This window comes from Lysinibacillus xylanilyticus, from assembly GCF_001708185.1.
Lineage (GTDB): Bacteria > Bacillota > Bacilli > Bacillales_A > Planococcaceae > Lysinibacillus > Lysinibacillus xylanilyticus_A.
Genome location: NZ_MDDN01000004.1, coordinates 130,636 through 150,359, shown reverse-complemented (window position 1 = coordinate 150,359; position 19,724 = coordinate 130,636). Strand labels below are relative to the sequence as shown.

The 19,724-nt window shown below is 35.9% G+C and carries 19 protein-coding genes and 1 pseudogene; 13 read left to right on the top strand and 7 right to left on the bottom strand.

What is annotated here, in order from left to right; genetic code table 11:
• Nucleotides 1–51: 51 nt before the first annotated feature.
• Nucleotides 52–819, bottom strand: a complete 768-nt coding sequence (locus BFJ97_RS10645) for a TSUP family transporter (RefSeq protein ID WP_068984624.1) — start codon at nt 817–819, stop codon at nt 52–54.
• A 226-nt stretch (nt 820–1,045) separates the two neighbouring features.
• Here BFJ97_RS10645 and BFJ97_RS10640 point away from each other — a divergent pair, with 226 nt between their 5' ends.
• The 3 genes from BFJ97_RS10640 (at nt 1,046) to BFJ97_RS10630 (ending at nt 3,871) form a co-directional block, all read left to right on the top strand.
• Entirely contained in the window at nt 1,046–1,471 is a 426-nt protein-coding gene (locus tag BFJ97_RS10640) for a hypothetical protein (RefSeq protein ID WP_068984623.1), read from the top strand.
• A 74-nt stretch (nt 1,472–1,545) separates the two neighbouring features.
• Nucleotides 1,546–2,538 (top strand): LLM class flavin-dependent oxidoreductase, encoded by a 993-nt coding sequence (locus BFJ97_RS10635; RefSeq protein WP_068984622.1) that lies wholly within the window; start codon nt 1,546–1,548, stop codon nt 2,536–2,538.
• A 355-nt stretch (nt 2,539–2,893) separates the two neighbouring features.
• A complete protein-coding gene (locus tag BFJ97_RS10630) occupies nt 2,894–3,871 on the top strand; it encodes an Rpn family recombination-promoting nuclease/putative transposase (protein ID WP_068984621.1) in 978 nt (325 codons plus the stop codon).
• Between the two features lie 158 nt (nt 3,872–4,029).
• Here BFJ97_RS10630 and yfkAB read toward each other — a convergent pair whose 3' ends face one another.
• Nucleotides 4,030–5,142 carry a radical SAM/CxCxxxxC motif protein YfkAB gene (gene yfkAB, locus BFJ97_RS10625; protein ID WP_068984620.1) on the bottom strand — a complete coding sequence of 371 codons (1,113 nt, stop codon included), beginning with the start codon at nt 5,140–5,142 and terminating at the stop codon, nt 4,030–4,032.
• Nucleotides 5,143–5,407: 265 nt separating this feature from the next.
• Here yfkAB and BFJ97_RS10620 point away from each other — a divergent pair, with 265 nt between their 5' ends.
• The 3 genes from BFJ97_RS10620 to BFJ97_RS10610 all read left to right on the top strand — a co-directional run bounded on the left by BFJ97_RS10620 (nt 5,408) and on the right by BFJ97_RS10610 (nt 8,030).
• On the top strand, nt 5,408–6,112 hold the full coding sequence (locus BFJ97_RS10620) for a YjjG family noncanonical pyrimidine nucleotidase (RefSeq protein ID WP_068984619.1): 705 nt from the start codon (nt 5,408–5,410) through the stop codon (nt 6,110–6,112).
• 158 nt (nt 6,113–6,270) lie between these two features.
• On the top strand, nt 6,271–7,185 hold the full coding sequence (locus tag BFJ97_RS10615) for an S-layer homology domain-containing protein (RefSeq protein ID WP_068984618.1): 915 nt from the start codon (nt 6,271–6,273) through the stop codon (nt 7,183–7,185).
• A 209-nt stretch (nt 7,186–7,394) separates the two neighbouring features.
• On the top strand, nt 7,395–8,030 hold the full coding sequence (locus BFJ97_RS10610; RefSeq protein WP_068984617.1) for a 50S ribosomal protein L25/general stress protein Ctc: 636 nt from the start codon (nt 7,395–7,397) through the stop codon (nt 8,028–8,030).
• Nucleotides 8,031–8,079: 49 nt separating this feature from the next.
• Here BFJ97_RS10610 and BFJ97_RS10605 read toward each other — a convergent pair whose 3' ends face one another.
• The 3 genes from BFJ97_RS10605 to BFJ97_RS10595 form a co-directional block, all read right to left on the bottom strand.
• Nucleotides 8,080–8,685: a DUF2812 domain-containing protein gene (locus BFJ97_RS10605; RefSeq protein ID WP_068984616.1), complete on the bottom strand. Its 606-nt coding sequence runs from the start codon at nt 8,683–8,685 to the stop codon at nt 8,080–8,082.
• Complete coding sequence (locus BFJ97_RS10600) at nt 8,672–8,959, bottom strand: PadR family transcriptional regulator (protein ID WP_068984865.1); 288 nt, start codon at nt 8,957–8,959, stop codon at nt 8,672–8,674. Before BFJ97_RS10600 ends, BFJ97_RS10605 begins: the two co-directional genes overlap by 14 nt.
• 215 nt (nt 8,960–9,174) lie before the next feature.
• Entirely contained in the window at nt 9,175–9,801 is a 627-nt protein-coding gene (locus BFJ97_RS10595; protein WP_068984864.1) for a YczE/YyaS/YitT family protein, read from the bottom strand.
• 163 nt (nt 9,802–9,964) lie between these two features.
• On the opposite strand from BFJ97_RS10595, the gene BFJ97_RS10590 reads away from it, so the two are divergent.
• On the top strand, nt 9,965–10,387 hold the full coding sequence (locus BFJ97_RS10590) for a pyridoxamine 5'-phosphate oxidase family protein (RefSeq protein ID WP_068984615.1): 423 nt from the start codon (nt 9,965–9,967) through the stop codon (nt 10,385–10,387).
• 153 nt (nt 10,388–10,540) lie between these two features.
• Here BFJ97_RS10590 and BFJ97_RS10585 read toward each other — a convergent pair whose 3' ends face one another.
• Complete coding sequence (locus tag BFJ97_RS10585; RefSeq protein WP_068984614.1) at nt 10,541–11,098, bottom strand: flavodoxin family protein; 558 nt, start codon at nt 11,096–11,098, stop codon at nt 10,541–10,543.
• Between the two features lie 113 nt (nt 11,099–11,211).
• Between BFJ97_RS10585 and BFJ97_RS10580 the strand changes: the two genes are divergently transcribed.
• Nucleotides 11,212–12,102 (top strand): LysR family transcriptional regulator, encoded by an 891-nt coding sequence (locus BFJ97_RS10580; protein ID WP_068984863.1) that lies wholly within the window; start codon nt 11,212–11,214, stop codon nt 12,100–12,102.
• A gap of 427 nt (nt 12,103–12,529) precedes the next feature.
• On the opposite strand, the gene BFJ97_RS10570 is transcribed toward BFJ97_RS10580, so the two are convergent.
• Nucleotides 12,530–13,555, bottom strand: a complete 1,026-nt coding sequence (locus BFJ97_RS10570) for an S-layer homology domain-containing protein (RefSeq protein ID WP_068984612.1) — start codon at nt 13,553–13,555, stop codon at nt 12,530–12,532.
• Nucleotides 13,556–14,765: 1,210 nt separating this feature from the next.
• On the opposite strand from BFJ97_RS10570, the gene BFJ97_RS10565 reads away from it, so the two are divergent.
• From BFJ97_RS10565 to BFJ97_RS10545, 5 genes and pseudogenes are all read left to right on the top strand, one after another.
• Nucleotides 14,766–15,104 (top strand): metal ABC transporter permease, encoded by a 339-nt coding sequence (locus BFJ97_RS10565; RefSeq protein WP_368072747.1) that lies wholly within the window; start codon nt 14,766–14,768, stop codon nt 15,102–15,104.
• Between the two features lie 478 nt (nt 15,105–15,582).
• A complete protein-coding gene (locus tag BFJ97_RS10560) occupies nt 15,583–16,770 on the top strand; it encodes an MFS transporter (protein ID WP_068984610.1) in 1,188 nt (395 codons plus the stop codon).
• A gap of 473 nt (nt 16,771–17,243) precedes the next feature.
• Nucleotides 17,244–17,387, top strand: a complete 144-nt coding sequence (locus BFJ97_RS24680; RefSeq protein ID WP_175401730.1) for a hypothetical protein — start codon at nt 17,244–17,246, stop codon at nt 17,385–17,387.
• A 24-nt stretch (nt 17,388–17,411) separates the two neighbouring features.
• Nucleotides 17,412–17,794: pseudogene (locus BFJ97_RS25170) on the top strand (VOC family protein).
• Nucleotides 17,795–18,228: 434 nt separating this feature from the next.
• Complete coding sequence (locus BFJ97_RS10545) at nt 18,229–19,650, top strand: anion permease (RefSeq protein ID WP_068984608.1); 1,422 nt, start codon at nt 18,229–18,231, stop codon at nt 19,648–19,650.
• The last annotated feature ends 74 nt before the right edge of the window (nt 19,651–19,724 follow it).

Genomic DNA, 19,724 nt, shown 5'->3' with positions numbered 1-19,724 from the left:
GATAATTTTTGTACCGAAAGCGACAGGTACAGAAGTCTCCCTTCGAACCAATTATGAAAAATAGTCATATGTATTTTTCAATAGTAATAGAATTGTCACTACGATAAATAATTTACGTACATACCCACTCCCACGTTTAATGGCAAATTTAGAACCAACAATGGCTCCAGCAATTTGTGCAAGTCCCATTGGTAAACCATAGGCATAATTTATTTGCCCTAAGTATATAAACATAAGAAGGGCGGCAATATTACTTGCGAAATTTAAAAATTTGGCATTGCCTGCTGATTTTAAAAAGTCAAAGCCAACCATTAAAAAGGCAAATAGTAGAAATGAGCCTGCCCCTGGCCCTAAAAAGCCGTCATAGAACCCAATTAAGGTAATGATCACCACAAAAAATGCGTAACGTTTAGGTGTCAATTTTTTATGGGTAGACATGCTACCCCAGTCTTTTTTGAAAATAGTGTAAATAGCTACGGCTGCTAGCATTACAAGCATTAATGGTTTGAGAACGCTAGGATCCATCAGATGGACAATCCATGCACCAATCATTGAACCTATAAAAGCAAACGGGAACAATTTATAAACGGATTTAATATCTAATTGTCCAGAGCGATAAAAAGTCAAAGTGCTTGTTAGTGACCCCATTGTACCTGCTAATTTATTGGTTGCCACGGCCGCAGATGGTGGAAGACCAACAAACATAAGCGCTGGTAATGAAATAAGCCCGCCGCCTCCTACAACAGAATCGATAAATGCAGCAAGAAAGCCAAAAAAGATAAGAATGAGTAAAATGTTTACATCTAAATCGAAAGGCACAATAGGTCATCTCTTTTCTATGATAATAATTTGATATTAGCGAAATGAAAAATAACTGTAAATAGCTTAAATAGTATTTCTCTATTATTTTTTTAATAGAGTAGTATTGAAATTTAATTTAATATTTTAAAATTCTACAAAAATCAAAAATATTCTATTTTAAGTGCATTTTTTAATGTATTATGTAGGTGATAGTGTTCTTTACGTAAAGGGGACGTGATGACATTTGAGTTTAGCAAATCATGTAAGAGTATTTATTTGTGTTGTCCTTATGGGGCTACTTGTCGGATATGTTTATAATGCTAAAAAAGATATTACAGATCATGAGTATATCAATATAGTGAAAGAAGGATATTTGGAAAATTTTTCGGATGTAGCTGTTCGTAATGCATTTAATTATGCATTTTTTGAACCATATTGGCGATATTATCAGGCTAAAACGGGTGAGCATGTTGTCGAATTATCAGGTGATATTACATTTCAAGGTGAAAAGGGGCATGCGATTTTACAGTTTGTAGTAGATGAACAAACCCAGCAATTTACTGTTTATGCGACGAAGTTTAATGATGAAGTATTGAGTGCAGAACAAAGACGAATGCTTATTGGCATGGTTTATGAAACATGGCATTTGGAGCAGCTTGCCTATGAGTAAGGTCTTTTACTTTGTAAAACGAACTTCCTATATTAGAGTGAAGAGGAGGACATAGAGACAAAGAGGTGTGTTCAATGAGATTAAGTATTTTAGATCAAATGCCTGTACCAAAAGGCCATACTGCGGAGGAAGCCTTTCAGCGCACAGAACAAATAGCGCTTTTAGGTGAAGAGCTTGGCTATCATCGTATGTGGCTAGCGGAGCATCATAATAGTCATTCATTGGCAAGTTCAGCGCCCGAGGTGACAGCTGCTTTTTTAGCTGCGAAAACAAAGCGTCTTCGCATCGGTACAGGTGGCGTGATGATGATGCACTATTCACCGTATAAACTGGCAGAGGTCTTTAAAACATTATGTGGCTTGGCACCGAATCGAATTGACTTTGGTGTAGGCAGAGCCCCTGGTGGCGACCATGCCTCTATTTATGCACTAGCAGAAGGCCGAAGAGAACGATTTACAGAGCAATATGATAAGCTTGAAATCATTTTAAAATTGATGAATAATCAAAAAACGGGCGAAAATGTTTATGACCAAGTGATAGCGGCACCAGTAAATATTCAATTACCAGAGGCTTGGTTACTTGGTTCTAGTGGTCAAAGCGCTATGCAGGCAGGACGACTAGGTGTGGGTTATTCATATGCGCAGTTTTTCACTGGAAATATGACAAAGGATATTTTTGATGCGTATAAAACTTACTTTACACCTTCCTATTACATGGAGAAACCACAAATAATCGTTACCTATGCGGCGACAGTTGCAGATACATTAGAGGAAGCGGAATATTTGGCTAGACCTATTGATATTACTCGTCTCCAGCTTATGAAGGGACAAATCATTCAGGTAATGTCACCTGAGGAAGCACAGGATTACCCACTTACGGAATTGGATAAAATGACAATTGCCGATAATCGTAAAGCCAATCTTGTTGGAACTCCTAAGGAAATCGCTGAATTTTTAGTGGCAGAGCAAGAGCAGTATGGATTTGACGAAGTGATGCTTAATTGCAATCAATATGCACTAAAAAGTCGCATGAATTCCTATAAGCTACTTGCAAAGGAATTGTTGTAAAAATAATGTAGTTACAGATGTAAGTATATATTAAACTTTACATTTCAAAATATAGAATCATAAGTATGGTGGCATGTAATATATAAAGATACAAAAATCCGTTCCTTTGATAGTAGCAGAAATATAAGAAGTGTTTTGGAAATTAACGAAAAAAGAGCTATGTTTCAGTAAAATGAACATGGCTTCTTTTTTATACTAAACTTTATCATCTTCTTCGATGGCTCTGTAATTGAGATTAATAGTTCTTTACACATATTTAAGGTTTTGTAAGTAACATAATTCGTTTTTGATGTTTTATAGAGGTCTAATAGTAACCCGTGCTATAATGATAGTAATAAAAAAGAGGTGATGCCTGATGAATCGAAAAGCAATACGAAGAATTCCGTTAGATAAGTTTTTTGATTTGAAGGTTGATTTTGCCTTCAAGCAATTGTTCGGTAGTGAAAAGAATAAAAAAATTACGATAGTTTTTTTGAATGCAGTTTTAAAGCTTACTGGGCGAGATACTATTAAAGAAGTAACATTTATTCAGCATGAATTGGGCGGTGAATATCAGGACGATAAACAATCTCGGCTCGATATTCTTGTGAAAACACAAAATGGTGATTTTATCAATGTGGAAATCCAACTATCCAATCAGCAAGATATGACAAAGAGAACGCTATATTATTGGGCAAAAATGTATGAAACCCAACTAGTCAGAGGTATGGGATATAGTGAATTACGCCCAACCATTACGATCAATATATGCGATTTTACAATGTTTAAAGACATCAAAGATTATCATAGTACTTATCATCTGTATGAAGACAGAATATTATCAAGGCTAATGCCAGACGAAGATGTGCTGGAAATCCACTTTATCGAGATGAACAAGTTTATTACTCTCTGGCATGAAGAAAAATTGGATGCACTTGATGATATCTTAATTCGATGGTTGTTATTACTTGGTATGGTCGATGGTCGGAAAAAGAAAGTATATGCAGAGATATATCGTGAATTGGAGGAGTTAGCAATGAAAGATGAAAACTTACGTGCAGCATTTGATACATGGGGAGAAATTAGTCAATCCCCTGAAACAATTCTTGCTTATCAGTCTCGCTTAAAGTATATCTTAGATGAAGAAGCTCGCTACATTGATGGAATCAATAAAGGGAGAGAACAAGGAATAGAGCAGGGAATAGAGCGGGGAATAGAGCAAGGGCGTAAACAAGCGCAAATAGAGTTAGTGAAAAAATTGCTGAAACGTCATGAAACGGTTGAAGAAATAATGGATTTATTAGGCTTATCGAGAGAAGAAATTGAAAGAATAAAAAGCTTAGATTTACTGTAAGAAACACATATAAAGTATGGATATATTCACTTTTTCATAAAATTTATAGTGACCCGATGCTTTTTCATTTTCAATGCAACCGAAATATTTATTAAACAATACTATAGTATAAAAAATGTCCAATGCATATAGACTTTTGCATTGGACATTTTTCATTTTTACACTGTAGCAGAGCCGCTAACAAACTGTGCATTTTTATAATACATATTTTTAACAAGAACGTTTGGACCTAAGCATTTTACTGCTGGACAATGACAGTTTAGTGATTTCGCTAAATCTGTTGCCATCCATTTATCAAAAATTGCAGGCAGTTCATCGTTCACAATATTTCCAAGTGCAGGTGTGTCGCCAAAGTCTGTCACGATGACATCACCTGTAAAGATATTGATATTTAAGCGTGAGCGACCATCTGGATCATTACGCATCGTAACGTTTTTTGCTTCTCTTAGTCGTTTTAAGAGCTTTTGATCTTCTTCATTCACGCTACATGGATAGAACGGAAGCGTGCCAAATAGCATCCACGTGTTTTCATCTCGAACATCAAGTAGATGATGAATAGCTTCACGTGTTTCCTCAAGTGATAAAGACGTAAGGGCACTTGCAAAGTCTGAAGGGTACATAGGATGCACTTCATGGCGTGCGCATTTCATGTCGTTAATGATTTGATTATGGATATGTTCTAAGTATGGTAAAGTTTTTTTGTTTAACATTGTTTCCGCCGATACCATTACACCGTGTTCTGCAAGCATTTTTGAGTTGTCGATCATGCGTTGGAATAAAGCGGCACGCTGCTCATACGTTGGTTTTCGCTCCATCATGGCAAAGCCTGTTTCAACAAATTCATCAACTGTGCCCCAGTTATGTGAAATATGTAGCACATCTAAATACGGTGCAATCATTAAATAACGTTCGGGCTCTATTGTTAGATTTGAGTTGATTTGTGTTCGCACGCCTCGTTCATGTGCATATTTCAATAAAGGCAATACATAGTTTTGAACGGATTTCTTAGACATCATCGGTTCTCCACCAGTAATGCTTAGCGTTTTTAAGTGCGGAATTTCATCCAGTCGCTTTGTAATCAGCTCCATTGGAAGTGCTTCAGGATCTTTAGTTTGCAATGTATAGCCAACCGCGCAATGTGCACAGCGCATATTACAAAGTGTTGTCGTTGTAAATTCAATATTAGATAGGGTCATATGCCCATGTTGTTCAACATCTAAATACGCTTCCCATGGATCAAAGACAGGCGTAATTTTTTGTAGGGTCGTCATAATTCGTACATCTTCCTTTCTAGCATTCTATTGTCTCATATTCGCTAAAAATTTCAAATACGAAATTATCGAAAGGGCTATTTTTAGGTTAGATGATCATATTTATTACCCAATTAAGGAAATAATTTTAACGACTTTTTTTAAAGACATTTCCAAAAATTCTGTAAAAAGAGAGGTTGGGTACATTTCCTGTTATTTTTTTAAAAAAACGTTATGATAGAAGTACCAAGATGGTAATATTGCACCAAAGAAAGTAGGAAATGACATGACTAAATATGAAACATTATTGTTCGACGTGGATGACACATTATTAGATTTTGACTTAGCTGAAAATGCAGCCCTTGACCGTTTATTTAAACAGGAAAATATTGCAACTACTCCAACGATGATTGCTCGTTATAAAGAGATTAATGAATCGATGTGGCGTGCTTTTGAACGGGGAGAGGTGTCTAAAGATACACTACATAACACTCGATTTTCAATTGCGTTAAAGGAATTCGGCCTAGATGTAGATGGGGAATACTTTGAAGCAATCTTCCAAAAATATTTGAAAGAGGCACATCATTATGTAGACGGTGCCTATGAAGTAATCGCACAGCTTGCAGATAGCTATGAATTATATGTCGTTTCAAATGGGAAAACAATGACTCAAAATAAACGATTAGAGGATGCTAATTTAGCGCAATTTTTCAAAGGTATCTTTATCTCGGAGCAAACTGGCTATCAAAAACCAATGCCAGCATTCTTCGATTATGTTTTTGAACGTATCGAAGATCTAAATAAAGATAAAACCCTAATTATTGGGGATTCTTTAACTTCGGATGTTAAAGGCGGATTACAGGCCGGTATTGATACATGCTGGTTTAATATACGTAATATAGAAAATACAAGCGATATTCAACCACATTTTGAAATTAAAAAGCTTTATGAGTTACATGTATTATTAGATAATAAAATAGCAATTCTGTAAGTGCATGTTTGAGCTACGCTTCAATTGTTCGGAAGTCTAAACAATTGAAGCGTAGTTTTTAAATGGCACTAAAGTGTTGGTGAATGTGCTAAAAATACTATATTTTTACATAGAGAAATCCAGTATGATAGTTCTAGATGAAAAGAAGGAGGAGTAATATGGAAGGGAAAATTCCAAAGGTAGTGTTAATAGGAATGTTAGGTCTATCACTTGCTACCCCCCTACAAGCATATGCCTATCAAGAGCCAACGAATTATGTACATATGAAAACGCCAAATATGACAGTTTACTCTGCATATGGTGCTACCATTAATGCATCTGAAAAAGGAGATATTTTTAGCATTAAAGCAGATATTGTCAATAACCGTCAGCCGCTTGAAGTGGAAATCTTCAAAAATGGTCAGGATGGTGTATTAAAGCAAGTTGCTAAAAAAGGCGTAATGGAGCCTGTTGCTTATCGAGATTTAGGGGACCGAGTGATTGTAACGCTTCATAATAATGCGGAATTAAAATTTGTGAATCCACAGCCCAATTATTTTCGTGATACAGGTCATTCAGCATACAGTACGTACATTAGTACTTTAGCGAAGCGGGGAATTGTTCAAGGAAGAACCGCAAATAATTTTGGCATTAATGATTCCTTAACGCGTGCTCAATTTAGTGCATTACTAGCTCGTGCATTCAGCTTTCAGCAAGTACAACCAACACAATTCAAAGACATTGATGCCAAAAAATCTTGGTATGGTGGATATGTTGGTGCCTTACATTCTCTAGGGATTATTAAAGGGAAAACGCAAGAATTATTTGATCCAAATGGAAAAATAACACGCCAGCAGGCAATTTTAATGCTAGGGCGGACATTAGATGCTGTTGATTTTGTACAAGAAGAATATGCAGTTTTACCTTATCGAGATACTTACAATCTCCAAGGGGAAACATTGCGTCATACGGAGACATTGTATGCCATTGGTGCTCTAGACTACAATGAAAATCTATCGCCAAATCAATATATTACACGTGGAGAGTTTGCCAAAATGCTAGTGGTGACATTGAGCGCTGCTGGAAGATTATAATAGGATAAAATTAGCCGAGCATAAATACGTCTCGGCTTTTAATCTTTTTAAAATATGTTGTTGTTGGAGTATCCTTTTAAATGAAGAGACAGACGCTGGAACATTTTGGAAGCTTCGCGTTGATTGTAGAAATTGATTAAATGTATAAAAATCTATAGAACGGGCAAAACCTTTTATGAGACTAGTTTCCATGAAAGGGGAAAATGACGATGAGTACTGTTTTAACCGCAAATAAACGTGAAAAAGGGCGTCAATCATCATTAACTCAGCTTAGGCAGAAAGGTGCTATTCCAGGTGTTGTTTATGGCTATCAAATGGAGCCAACAGCAATATCGCTTGATGCTAGAGTATTTGCAAAAATGTTAGCGGCATTCGGAAATAAAAGTGTCTTTCAATTAGATGTTGACGGTAATCGGATCAACGCAGTACTAACAGAAGTGCAACGTTGTGCATTAAAAGGCAATGTTAAGCATGTAGATTTCAAGTCCATTAATATGGCGGAGGAACTAGAGGTTGATATTCCAGTAACGGTTACCGGTAATGCCATTGGAGTTGCAGATGGTGGATTCCTATTACAGCCTAATCGTGAAGTTCGAATAAAAGTAAATCCAACTAAAATCCCTGAAACAATAGAGGTGGATGTGACTGATGTAGCCATCGGAACATCACTTTATGTAGGAGATATTCGTCAAAAGTTTTCCTTTGAAATTTTACAAGAAGATGACTATACATTAGTGACAATTACACCGCCTGCTGCTGAAAATGTACAGGAGGACGACACAGTAGATGGTACCCCAGAAGTAATCGAGGCTACTGGGAAAAATACACCTGCATCAGAAGAATAGAAACAAAAAAGGAGCCATCTTACACGTGCTGTAAGTGGTTCCTTGCTGTTTATTGCATAAACTGCTGTAAAGATTTGCGGTAACGGAAATAAGTCACAACATACATACCGAAAGTTGCGGAAAATAGCCAAGGTAGGATAAACCGCATGATGGCAAGGGGTGTTTCAAATAAAAAAGAAAAAAGGAAAGAAAAACCTTCTTTTTCCCATAAACCTGGCGTAAAATAAGCATCTTTTATATTGAAAGGGTAAAAGTTATCATTGGAATAAAACATCATTAGCCATATAAAAAAGAGTATAGCCCAATAGCTGGAATGTTTCATTAATCGTTTATATTTAGCAATTTGCGAATCATTATCAGAAAATAATTCATCATTGCCATCTTTTCTTTTAAACCAATAATAAGAACCATCATACGATGTTTCTTTTAATGTTTGCCATCCAAAATCCTCATATAACTGTTTATAGTTAGATCGCTCTTCTTTCTTAAGATCTTGCTGAAAATCAATACGGATAACTTGTTCAAGATCATCTGTCTTTTTAAATGTATAAAAACCGCCAGAAATCACATTTGTACAAACCCATCCTTTGGACAACATATGATTTAACCATTTTTCTTCCTTTTCGATATCAATAAAGAGTTTAAACTTGATCATGTCCATCAGCTCCCTCATATAAAGATAAAATTCGCTGCAATCTTTCTTGCTCGGCCGTTAATACTTCTAGTCCCTCAGCTGTTGTTTGATAAACCTTACGCCTCGTATCTTGGGTCTCTACAGGCGAAATCCAATGATATTTCAACAAATTTTCAATTGCCCCATACATGGTCCCAGCAGCAATCCTTACACTACCTTCGCTCATTTCTTCGATTTTTTGCATCATTGCATAACCATGAAGCGGTTCGCGTAAAGCTAGTAAAATATAGTGCATCGTTTCCGATAAAGGTAGTAATTTATGCTTTTTCACTATGTCACACCTCTTATTCAGTTCAACTGTATAGTTTGATTATATATAGTCCAACTGTATAATGCAACTGTATACAAAAAAAGACAATGCATCTTAAAATGCATTGTCCTTAAAGTTAATCCCGCATGAATTGCCCATAAAAATGGGGTGAAGAACACCCCACGGAATAAACTTTCACTTTATATAACAGCGCTCTTCACGCCTGTCCATTTTGTAAATAATTTCTCGTTGTATGTTAAAGCCAATTGTACAATTGGTCCAAGCCCAAAGGCCATTAGAGCCGTTCCAACCCCAATAGGTCCGCCAAGTAAAAAACCAAGTATAGCTACTGTAACTTCCATCGTTGTACGAGCGCGCGTGACACTCCAGCCAAGCTTATGAACCATAAGAAGCATTAATGAATCACGAGGACCAATACCTAAATTCGCCACCATATACATACCACAGCCCCAACCAAGTAATACTAAGCCACATATATAAGCAAGCAGTTGCATCCAAAAGCCATTTATATCAGGAAGCCAATAGTTAAAAATATCAATAAAAATACCTGCTAAAAACATATCTATAAATGTGCCTGGCAGTGGAAACTTCTTCGTTACGATCATATCAATTGCTAGAATAGCTAGTCCAATTATAATTGACCAAGTACCAATTGTTAACCCGAACGTTTTCGTTAGTCCAATATGTAAAACGTCCCACGAACCAACACCAAAAATTTGCCCTTTAATCGTTAACGTTATACCAAGAGATAAAACCAAAATGCCTGTAAGAAAGAACAGACAGCGTGTGAAAAAAGCTTGCTTCATCATTAAATACCCTCATTCTGAAAATTCTTGTGTCCAAAAAGATATTATAACAATAGATTGAGAATAACTCCGAAGATTGATATTTCGTATTTTTCTAAAAATTTTACGGTTAACTTAACTAAATAAGGACAAAATATAAGGGGATAAGAAAGGATGGGATCACATGAGCTCTGTACGTGACGAAATATTAGAAGTTTTAAATCGAGAAAAAATAGGAACGATGGCAACTGTGAGAAATGGTAAACCCTTTTCACGCTATATGACGTTCGAAAATGAAAATTTTGTGTTATATACAGTAACGAATAAACATTCAGAAAAAATGGAAGAGCTTCACAATAATCCATATACACATATTTTATTTGGGTACGAAAATGGAGGATTTGGTGATTCGTATGTTGAAATTGAAGGAAAGCTAACAGAAATTCATGAGGAAGGACTAAAAAATAAGTTAGCTGAGTTTTTTACAAGTATTTTCGTTGGTAATCAAGATGAAATGATTACTTTAAAAATCGAGCCGATTCGTATGCGCCTGATGAATAAAAAAGGGGAGCCACCTAAAGAGCTTGAATTTACAAACGACTATTAAGATGTGGTCGTTTTTTCGGGGTGATAATGGAAATTATACAATGGGCTTCTTCATTTAACGATAAATCTTTACTACAAAATATTTTGACGTCACATGGAAAAATCGAACATTTGAAAAACGACCTAAAAGCATAACCGCTTTCAGGTCGTTTTCTTATTGAACATTTATACGTGCTTTTAACTGATTATTTAATATGGCTGCCTGTGCTAGTGCCTGTTCATCATGATGAATCTCACCAGGTATGTTTGCTTCTCCAATAATATATGAGGAAAACTGCATCTTTAAGAAATCAAAGATATATTGGAATTGTTGAATCATTGGTAGACCCTTTATATATGGGTCATCACCTCCGACAGCAAGAACGATTGCCTCAGTATTTTGTAGTTTTTCTTTTAGTTGTGGAAAGCGCTCATCACGAATAGCATGACTCAGTCGATCCACCATGTTTTTCATAATTCCTGACATGCTGTACCAATAAATCGGTGTTGCAAAAATAACGAGATCACTTGTTAAAAATGCTTGAATAATTTGATCATAATCATCATCTACAAACTGAAAGCCATTATCATCATGGCGCAAATCGTGAATAGGCTCAATCGTTAAATTTTTAAGGTCTATTTTTTCATGTCTTATACCCTCTAATACATAGTCAGCTAGTTGCTCACTATTACTATCGGCTCTAGAGCTTCCAATAAAAGCGGTAATGTTCATTTGAATCCTCCTCTGTTTTTCAGGTTATAACTAGTGTAAACTTATGTTTGTTATCGATAAAGATGAATGTTTCGATGGAATATATCGAAAAAGGCGATTTAGAGGTGAAAGAGATGGATATTAAACAGCTACAAACGTTTTTAACAGCATCAGAAACGTTAAGCTTTACGCAGACAGCACAGCTACTGGATTATGCACAGTCGACTATTACCGCACAAATTAAATCACTTGAAGAGGAGCTTGGAGTTGTTCTTTTTGAGAGGCTAGGAAAACGTATTACTTTGACAGAAGAGGGCAAGCGATTACAACAGTATGCCCAAAAAATGCTCGACTTAGATATGGAAATGAAAAAAGCAATGTTAAACGAGCAGGAACAAGCGGTGTTAAAAATAGGTGCACAGGAAAGTCAGTGTGTATATCGTCTTCCAAGTATTTTACAACAATTTCAAAAATCTCATCCCCAAGTAAAAATTATTTTTAAGCCCGTACACACAACCGAAATTGCCAAAGATTTATTACAGTCAGGCAATCTCGATGTAGCGTTTATTACAGATATTTATAGAGAGACGCCTATGTTACATAGGGAACGACTTTTACAAGAGCAATTAGTATTTGTCACAGCACCTACCGATGATCACTTTGCGAAGGGTGTATTTTCTTCACAACAATTAATAAATGAAACGCTGCTCTTGACCGAATGTGGTTGTTCCTACCGTAATCAATTGGAAATACAGTTACAGCAGGAAGGTGCACTACCATACCAAATGATTGAATTTGCTAGTATTGAAGCCATTAAGCAATGTGTGATGGCTGGCTTAGGCATCTCATTCTTACCGAAAATGGTGGTGGAAAAGGAGTTAGAAAACCATCGTTTAGAAGAATTGACGACATCCATGAATTTAGCAGATATTTTTACGGATATTGCTTGGCATAAGAATAAACATATATCTCCGTACCTCTCGGATTTTATTGAGATTGCCATTAATAGTTATAAGAAGTTTTAAGAGCCCCCAACTAGCGACTGATTAGCAAAAAGGTGCTGGCCATTGAATCGACAACACTCTAAAAGTCGATTTAAAATAAGGGTTGTACTGTTTATAAAAGAGAAACCACATTTCACTGAATTTATTACCGCCACAGGCTACAGTCAATTAAAATGGGAAGATATTAGCAAAATAGCAACAAAAAAATTCTTTTATCGCTCAATAATAAGCCTGACTTTCCTAATCAACACGCTTGTTTTTATAAAGATTGCATCAGTGATAAAAGTGCTAGTTGAGTTATTAAAAAAGTGCGAATGAATACTATAATTCATTTCGCACTTTTTAGTTGATCTGCACAATTTTGACTTATAAAAGTACCTCAACGGTGTAGTAATTCAACATTGTGATATTCATAATAAGTTAAGAGATTACGAGTCGGACATACAACCTATTGCTTCTTCAAAGTCCCAGAAAAATTGGTTCCTTCATCATGCTCTGCACTACAATCAACCTCGGTAATTTTAAGTGCATTATGAAGGCGCTCAAATTCTAGTACACAGCGATTGCCGTTTGAGGATTTGTTCATCACGGCCTTCGTGCTAGAAGTAATCGTTGCTGTCCCATCGACACTCCCGGCCGCTGTTCCATCATTGGCAGTAATGAAAATATTAAAGCTATTACTTGTTGCATTGGAGATGATGGCATCACGGCGATTGAAATCAGTCGCACCTTTACCCCATTTATAGTAATACGAATAGGTACCTTCCCAAGCACTTTTTGATGGTGTTGTGAGCTGCATTGTTTTATCTAGCTGATTTTGGCCATTTTTTGCTCGTGTATTTAAAGAAGCATTGGTAGCATTTTCATGAATGGCTTGCGCGTCCTCTGAAATGGCATAAAAATTTCTTTCATCCATACGATGGAGCATTGTAACGACTTGAGCACGTGTCATATTGTTTGTAACGCCGAAAAACTTCTGCAAATTACGATTTTCATACTGAGGATTTTGACCAGTAGAAATGTAGTAATCGAGTAAAAATTGAATCGATTGATCTAATCCACTTTTACCATTCGTTAAATGTGATATTGCCTGTGCCACAACTCCACGCTTTACAGTAGCTGCTCGAATATGGTTATCGAAATATCCATTTAATGGCACACCATAGCTTGCAAGACGATTGTAATATTCATCAGACCAGTTTGCAGCAGGGGTCTGTTTTTTTAATTCATCATTCGGCGATTCAAGCTCATAAAAATTGGCAAGTAGTTTCGCAAATTGTTGCTCTGTAATTGTTGCATTAGGTTTAAATGTACCATCTGCATAGCCGTTAACGATTTCATATTCCTCGGCCCACATAATGGCTTCATATGCATAATGATCTTCTGGTACATCTTTAAAGCCAGCAGCTTGTACTGTGTAACCACTTGTCACAACAAGTATAAAAAGCATTAAAGCGCATACTAATTTTTTCATTAGTTTCAGACATCCTTTCTAGCTAGGTATGTTAATAGTTTGCAGTATACGGATAAAAACTGCAAATTTTTCTAGTAAAGGACGAGGGAGGAAACTATTAAAGGAGACGATTCTTTTAAGAAAGCAGGAAAATTGAAAATCTGTATTTTTAGATTAGTCAAAAGTAAATTGATATTTTTCGGAAGTGCTGAAAAATCCTGACCATTTATTATTTAAGTGCATGTTTGGGTGCCCGTTGAAAAAAGATTATACTGGTATTCATCTCAACACTTATAGAGAGAGAATCTTCTACTGCATGAAGATAGAAAAATTTATTAGATTATTGTTGACGTTTCAATTGATAATGGTTATCATTTTCATATAAAGATTATTCCTCATTTACAAAACAGTGTAGAGAGGATGAACTTTAGCTACTTTTCTCCAGAAGTATTGCTAGTTCATGATTACGCTCCTAAAACCCCCCTTATTTTTTGGGAACGTGAAAATCTCAGACGATTCATTCTAAGATAGGATGGAGTCGTCTTTTTTTTATGTTTCTGGATATTTAAAAAACAACACATAGAACCCGACTGTTATGAAGAAGTAAATAATTAAACAGCACAAATCGAAAACAAACTGCCAAGCATTAAACTACTAAACGAAATAGATTGTGACTAAGGTATTTGTATCAGGAGAATACCAACTAATATGACGGATGAAATATGAAGTTGTAGAAGGAATTAGTGAAGTGGAACTGTTATAAAAGTAGAAAAATCCATGAGGGTTTGACACAAGCTATTCGTTTTTGTGTCGTGTTTTATGCTGATGAATCGAGTAATTAAAAAGAGTGTATTGATACAAACAAATGACTAAACACCAGTATTTTTTACGAAAAATGTTGGTGTTTTTTGTGCTAGGCAAAAGTAATAAGAAAAAATTTTTAAAAGAAAATTTCATAAAATGGTTGAATTTTTTTTACATTAAGCATATATCTTTCCTAAAGGAAACAAAATATCGTCCGAGAAAGAAGAGTGAGTGAATGAAAGAGTTAGATGATGTGAAGCTAACAATTCTTCCGTTGAGTATTTTGATAATTCTTACACTTTTATGGAAACTAACAGAGTCTGTCGGAGCGGGAATGATGGTAATTGTTTTCTGGATAAGCTGGCGCCAGCTTATAAGGAAATTATTATAAATTAAGAGGGATAGAAGGTCATTGCTTTCGATTACAATGCCAAAGGCTGTATGGATGTTACTCCTTGTCCTGATAATAAATATTACGTTCCTGCTATTATACTTTAAAGAAATGAAGTTAATGACCTTTAACCCAGTCTATGCTGCCTCCATTGGCATTCCAGTTGTTTTTCTATATGATGGTTTTATGACAACAATTTCCTTTACTACTGTGATATTATTTAGCGAAGCTTGGGGATACGTCCATTGCAGGGATCAAGGCAACAACTGTGGGAGTTTTTTTCGTCGTTACATTAGTAAGTCAACAATCTTCGAGTACCGTAGAAAATCGCTCGTTCGTAAATTAGAAGTTCTATTATGTGGAAGCATCGTTTGATCATGTATTCAAACAATGCTTTTTTGTTATTTTATTGTGTCTATTTCAAACTTTTGCATGATACTTATTTTCTGTAAAAACAGTATACTTTTGAGAGTAAATGGAAAAGGGGAGACAACCGGATGGTTAGATGTTTTATAAAAATGGTGGATGAGCAAGAATTAGTAACAAAATACATATGCATGTAAGTAGAAAATATTTTATAGGAACACAAAAATTTCAAAGTTTGTAATTTTTGAGGGTCATCACCGAAAGTTGTGGATGGCATTTGTTAAGACGTATGTTTTGTAAGTTGATTGGAGTGAAGACTGGACTTTTGTAACGACTACAAGTGTTGATGGAATTCATCATGAAGCGCACAGTCGGAACGGAAACCAACCACACGTTATGGTGATGAGCCAGATTTATATGTACGAATATTTGTAATTTTGTTACTATTGAAGTAATTAATTGAAAGTGAATCAACAAGGAGATGCGCATGTGGCATAATCGGAATGTATGGATAATTTTATTAGGTGAATTTGTCGTAGGTCTTGGCTTGTGGGCTGGGATTATAGGGAATCTAGCTTTTATGCAAGAGGTTGTTCCCTCTGACTTTCACAAATCATTAATTATTGCTTGCGGTATACTAGCAGGTTTAGTCGTAGGTCCGTTGGCGGGTCGTATTATTGACCAGTCGAAGAAAAAAACAGTGGTGCAGCAGGCAAGTATAGGACGAATTATAAGTGTGTTATTTATGTTTATGGCACTTTATACAAATTCGGTTATTTGGATGATTCTTTTTTTAATAACATTGCAAATAGCAGCTGCCTTTTATATGCCGGCGCTACAATCTATCATTCCAATGATTGTCAAGGATAAGGATTTAATTACATTAAATGCTTGGCAAATGAATGCTCGAACGATATCTAGAATTATTGGAACTGCTGCGGCAGGATTTATGTTAAGTTTCTTTGAGCTTAAATGGTTGTACATCATTTCATTGATCGTCTATATGATGATGTTTGTTATTACGAGCTTCCTACAATTAGAGGAAACGGCTAATGAGTCGAAAACAAATAAGGAAAAGGGTAGTTTTAAAGAGGTATTACCAATGGTGAAGGAGCACCCTGTTGTATTGATGACACTTGTTCTAATGTTAATTCCAACATTATTTTTAGGGTCCTTTAATTTAGTTATTATGAAAATTTCTGAAATCCATCAGTCAACGACGATATCAGGATTATTGTATACGGTTGAAGGTATCGGTTTTATGCTAGGTGCAGCAGGTTTAAAATTGATTACTGAACGGGTGAAAATAGGAACACTGCTCTTTTCATTAGCATTTATCATTGGTTCGATGGAGCTAATGCTATTATTATCGGATATTAAATTCTTTGCGCTCATGACATTTGGCATTTTTGGTTTTTCAGTAGGCTGTTTTTTCCCAACGACAATGGTGATTTTTCAAAAGCAAGTACCAAAAGATTTTCACGGACGATTTTTCTCATTCCGAAATATGATCGATTCCGTCATCTTTCAAGTCGTATTATTGTCGACAGGCATGATGTTAGATTTAATTGGTCTAAGTGGTATGGGGCTAGTTTTCGGCGTCATTAGTTTAAGTTTAACAATATCTTTTTTACTATATTCAAAGAAAAAGAATGTTGTCATGCATGCGCATTAAGTGAGTAAAAATTAATATTTCTTTTTTAGGAACTGTCAATCTTCGTCGTACTTTTGACAGTTCTTTCTTATTTTCACTATATTTGAAGAGAGAGGTATTTAGCTATAGGCACATTATTTGAATGAAGAGAACAACCTTTTTGAATCGGATCAATTAATGGAATATGGCTTATTGAGTTAACTTTGGTTTTATTTTAGAAAAATTGGACAAACTGAAATGTATTTTTCAAAGTAGTAATATATACTCGATTTATGTAAAAACTTGCTATGTTAACTAATTTATAGCTCATCGCCAAAAGTTGTGGATGACATTTGTTAAGACGTATGCTTTGTATATTAGTTGATTGGAGTGGAGACTGGGCGACTCCTTGGGGATTAGCGGTAGAGGAACGAAGGCTAAGAGCATCACGTCCTGTGATAACGCCTTCGTGACCTACATCGTGTAGGCCCGAGACCCTGGAGCGAGCAACGCGAGTGAAGCAACTCATCGGACGCCCCCAGGAAGCTCTGCTCTGCGCGAAAGCGAAGCGTCAGCGGCAAATGTTTTATCTGCGCGAAAGCGAAGCGACAGCAACAAAGCGCCCAGTTGGAACGGAAATCATCCACACGTTATGGTGATGATCCTAATTTATTGGAGGAAATATAAAACTTGATGCATTCTCTGTAAGTTTAAGTGTAAAAGACATTCACAAATCAAAAACATTTTACGAAAATCTTGGATTTCAAGTATTCGGGGGGATATTACTCAAAATTGGCTCATTATGAAGAATGAAAGCTGTATAATTGGTCTATTCCAAGGAATGTTCGAAAAGAATATTCTAACTTTTAATCCAGGATGGAATGAAAATGCAGAAAATCTAAATTCGTTTACAGACATTCGAGACATTTAGAAACATCTTAAAGCAAAAGGAATTAAAATATTATCTGAAGCAGATGAAACAAGCGATGGCCCTGCAAGTTTTACAATTGAAGATCCTGATGGTAATCCTATTCTTTTAGATCAACACAGATCCAAAACAAAATAATATTTCTAACCAAAATAAAGTGTGCTCTTTGTAAAGGTCATTTTAAAAAGCTCTAGGCAACTTGAAGAAGATGATGTCTGCATTGTGCAGTTGTCATCTTTTTTAGGTTCCACTACCTCGATCAAGATTGTAATAGGTCATAAACTTTTGGTTTCTTCTCTAGTGTCTCACATGATTTTAAAACCCCCATTCCACCTGCTGTAAGTATTTATTGTAAAAAAAATCCTATAAAAAGTTAGTTTTTATCAATAGATTAACATAATAGATAAATATTTCTAATTCTAGGCCGTTTTTTTCTAAAAAATGTACCAAAACTCTTTTCATCTATTACATAAAGCATATATAATACTTATGTTTTTTAGATAATGGGGAAATATTAAAACATGGGAGAAATCACTTTTGAAAATACATTGGGGTAAAGGAGCATTTACATCATGAAAGAAGAAAAAAGTGCAGTCAAATGGGTTCCTTTCTTAATTACCCTTGCTGTTGGTGTGGCTATTTGGTTTTGTCCAGTACCTTCAGGAGTAGATGAAAAGGCGTGGCATCTATTTGCTATTTTTGTTGCGACAATTATAGGATTTATTACTAAACCGTTGCCAATGGGTGCTGTATCCATTATTGCTATGGCTGTGATTGCCATAACAAATACATTAACCATTGAAGAGACATTAAGCGGTTTTGGCAATTCAACAATTTGGCTAATTGTCATTGCCTTCTTTATTTCACGTGGATTTATTAAAACGGGACTAGGAGAACGAATTGCCTATCTATTTGTTCGTCTTTTTGGGAAAAAAACCTTGAGTCTGTCTTATTCATTACTAGCGAGTGATTTAATATTAGCGCCAGCTATTCCTAGTAATACAGCTCGTGCTGGTGGTGTTATATTTCCAATCATCCAATCATTATCTCATACCTTTGGATCTAAACCAGAAGACGGTACAGAGCGTAAGATGGGGGCCTTTCTTTTGACGGTAGGCTTTCAAGGTAATTTAATAACATCTGCTATGTTTATGACAGCCATGGCAGCGAATCCTTTAATTGTAAAGTTGGCAAGTGATACAGCTGGAGTAACGATTACTTGGTTTGGCTGGGCGGTGGCTATGATTGTCCCTGGGCTAACAGCTTTAATCGTTGTTCCTTATATTATTTATAAAATCTATCCGCCTGAAATCAAGCAGACACCAGAAGCAGCAGCTATCGCTAAACAGAAGCTGGATGAATTTGGTCCACTGAAAAGTTCTGAAAAGCGAATGATTGTAGTATTTATTGTTGTGTTATCGTTATGGATTGGCGGAGACTCTTTAGGAATTAGTGCCACTACATCAGCTCTAATCGGTCTTTCCTTGCTTTTATTGTTAAATGTATTAACATGGGCAGATATCAAAAAGGAAGAAGGGGCATGGGATACGCTTGTCTGGTTTGCAACATTATTTATGATGGCATCTTTTATGAACAAGCTAGGACTAATTCCATGGTTTAGTAATGAAGTTGGTGGACTTGTATCTGGGTATAGTTGGGTATGGGCTGTTGTAATATTAGCATTAGTGTATTTCTACTCCCATTATTTCTTTGCGAGTTCCACTGCTCATATTAGTGCGATGTATGCAGCCTTTTTATCTGTTATGTTGCAAGCAGGGGCACCAGCTATGCTAGCGGCTATATTATTAGCAGCTTTTAGTAATTTATTTGGCGCCACTACTCATTATGGTTCTGGTCCAGCACCGGTCTTTTTTGGCGCAGGTTATATTGAACAAAAAAAGTGGTGGACAGTTGGATTTGTCGTTTCCGTTGTTACCATTCTGATTTTTACTATAGTTGGAGGATTATGGTGGAAGCTTCTTGGTTATTGGTAAAATAATGCTTCTGTATCCGGATAGAATGATGTTCTATCCGGATATTTTTATTGTTGAAGGTGTGAATAACTAAG

Excerpts from the sequence above, each read along its gene's own strand:
- BFJ97_RS10635 (WP_068984622.1), top strand. The coding sequence starts at position 1,546 with ATGAGATTAAGTATTTTAGATCAAATGCCTGTACCAAAAGGCCATACT.
- BFJ97_RS10565 (WP_368072747.1), top strand. The coding sequence starts at position 14,766 with ATGCCAAAGGCTGTATGGATGTTACTCCTTGTCCTGATAATAAATATT.
- BFJ97_RS10580 (WP_068984863.1), top strand. The coding sequence starts at position 11,212 with ATGGATATTAAACAGCTACAAACGTTTTTAACAGCATCAGAAACGTTA.
- BFJ97_RS10545 (WP_068984608.1), top strand. The coding sequence starts at position 18,229 with ATGAAAGAAGAAAAAAGTGCAGTCAAATGGGTTCCTTTCTTAATTACC.
- BFJ97_RS10560 (WP_068984610.1), top strand. The coding sequence starts at position 15,583 with ATGTGGCATAATCGGAATGTATGGATAATTTTATTAGGTGAATTTGTC.
- BFJ97_RS10620 (WP_068984619.1), top strand. The coding sequence starts at position 5,408 with ATGACTAAATATGAAACATTATTGTTCGACGTGGATGACACATTATTA.
- BFJ97_RS10590 (WP_068984615.1), top strand. The coding sequence starts at position 9,965 with ATGAGCTCTGTACGTGACGAAATATTAGAAGTTTTAAATCGAGAAAAA.
- BFJ97_RS10615 (WP_068984618.1), top strand. The coding sequence starts at position 6,271 with ATGGAAGGGAAAATTCCAAAGGTAGTGTTAATAGGAATGTTAGGTCTA.
- BFJ97_RS10610 (WP_068984617.1), top strand. The coding sequence starts at position 7,395 with ATGAGTACTGTTTTAACCGCAAATAAACGTGAAAAAGGGCGTCAATCA.
- BFJ97_RS10600 (WP_068984865.1), bottom strand. The coding sequence starts at position 8,959 with ATGCACTATATTTTACTAGCTTTACGCGAACCGCTTCATGGTTATGCA.
- BFJ97_RS10630 (WP_068984621.1), top strand. The coding sequence starts at position 2,894 with ATGAATCGAAAAGCAATACGAAGAATTCCGTTAGATAAGTTTTTTGAT.
- BFJ97_RS10570 (WP_068984612.1), bottom strand. The coding sequence starts at position 13,555 with ATGAAAAAATTAGTATGCGCTTTAATGCTTTTTATACTTGTTGTGACA.
- BFJ97_RS10605 (WP_068984616.1), bottom strand. The coding sequence starts at position 8,685 with ATGATCAAGTTTAAACTCTTTATTGATATCGAAAAGGAAGAAAAATGG.
- BFJ97_RS10595 (WP_068984864.1), bottom strand. The coding sequence starts at position 9,801 with ATGAAGCAAGCTTTTTTCACACGCTGTCTGTTCTTTCTTACAGGCATT.
- BFJ97_RS10585 (WP_068984614.1), bottom strand. The coding sequence starts at position 11,098 with ATGAACATTACCGCTTTTATTGGAAGCTCTAGAGCCGATAGTAATAGT.
- yfkAB (WP_068984620.1), bottom strand. The coding sequence starts at position 5,142 with ATGACGACCCTACAAAAAATTACGCCTGTCTTTGATCCATGGGAAGCG.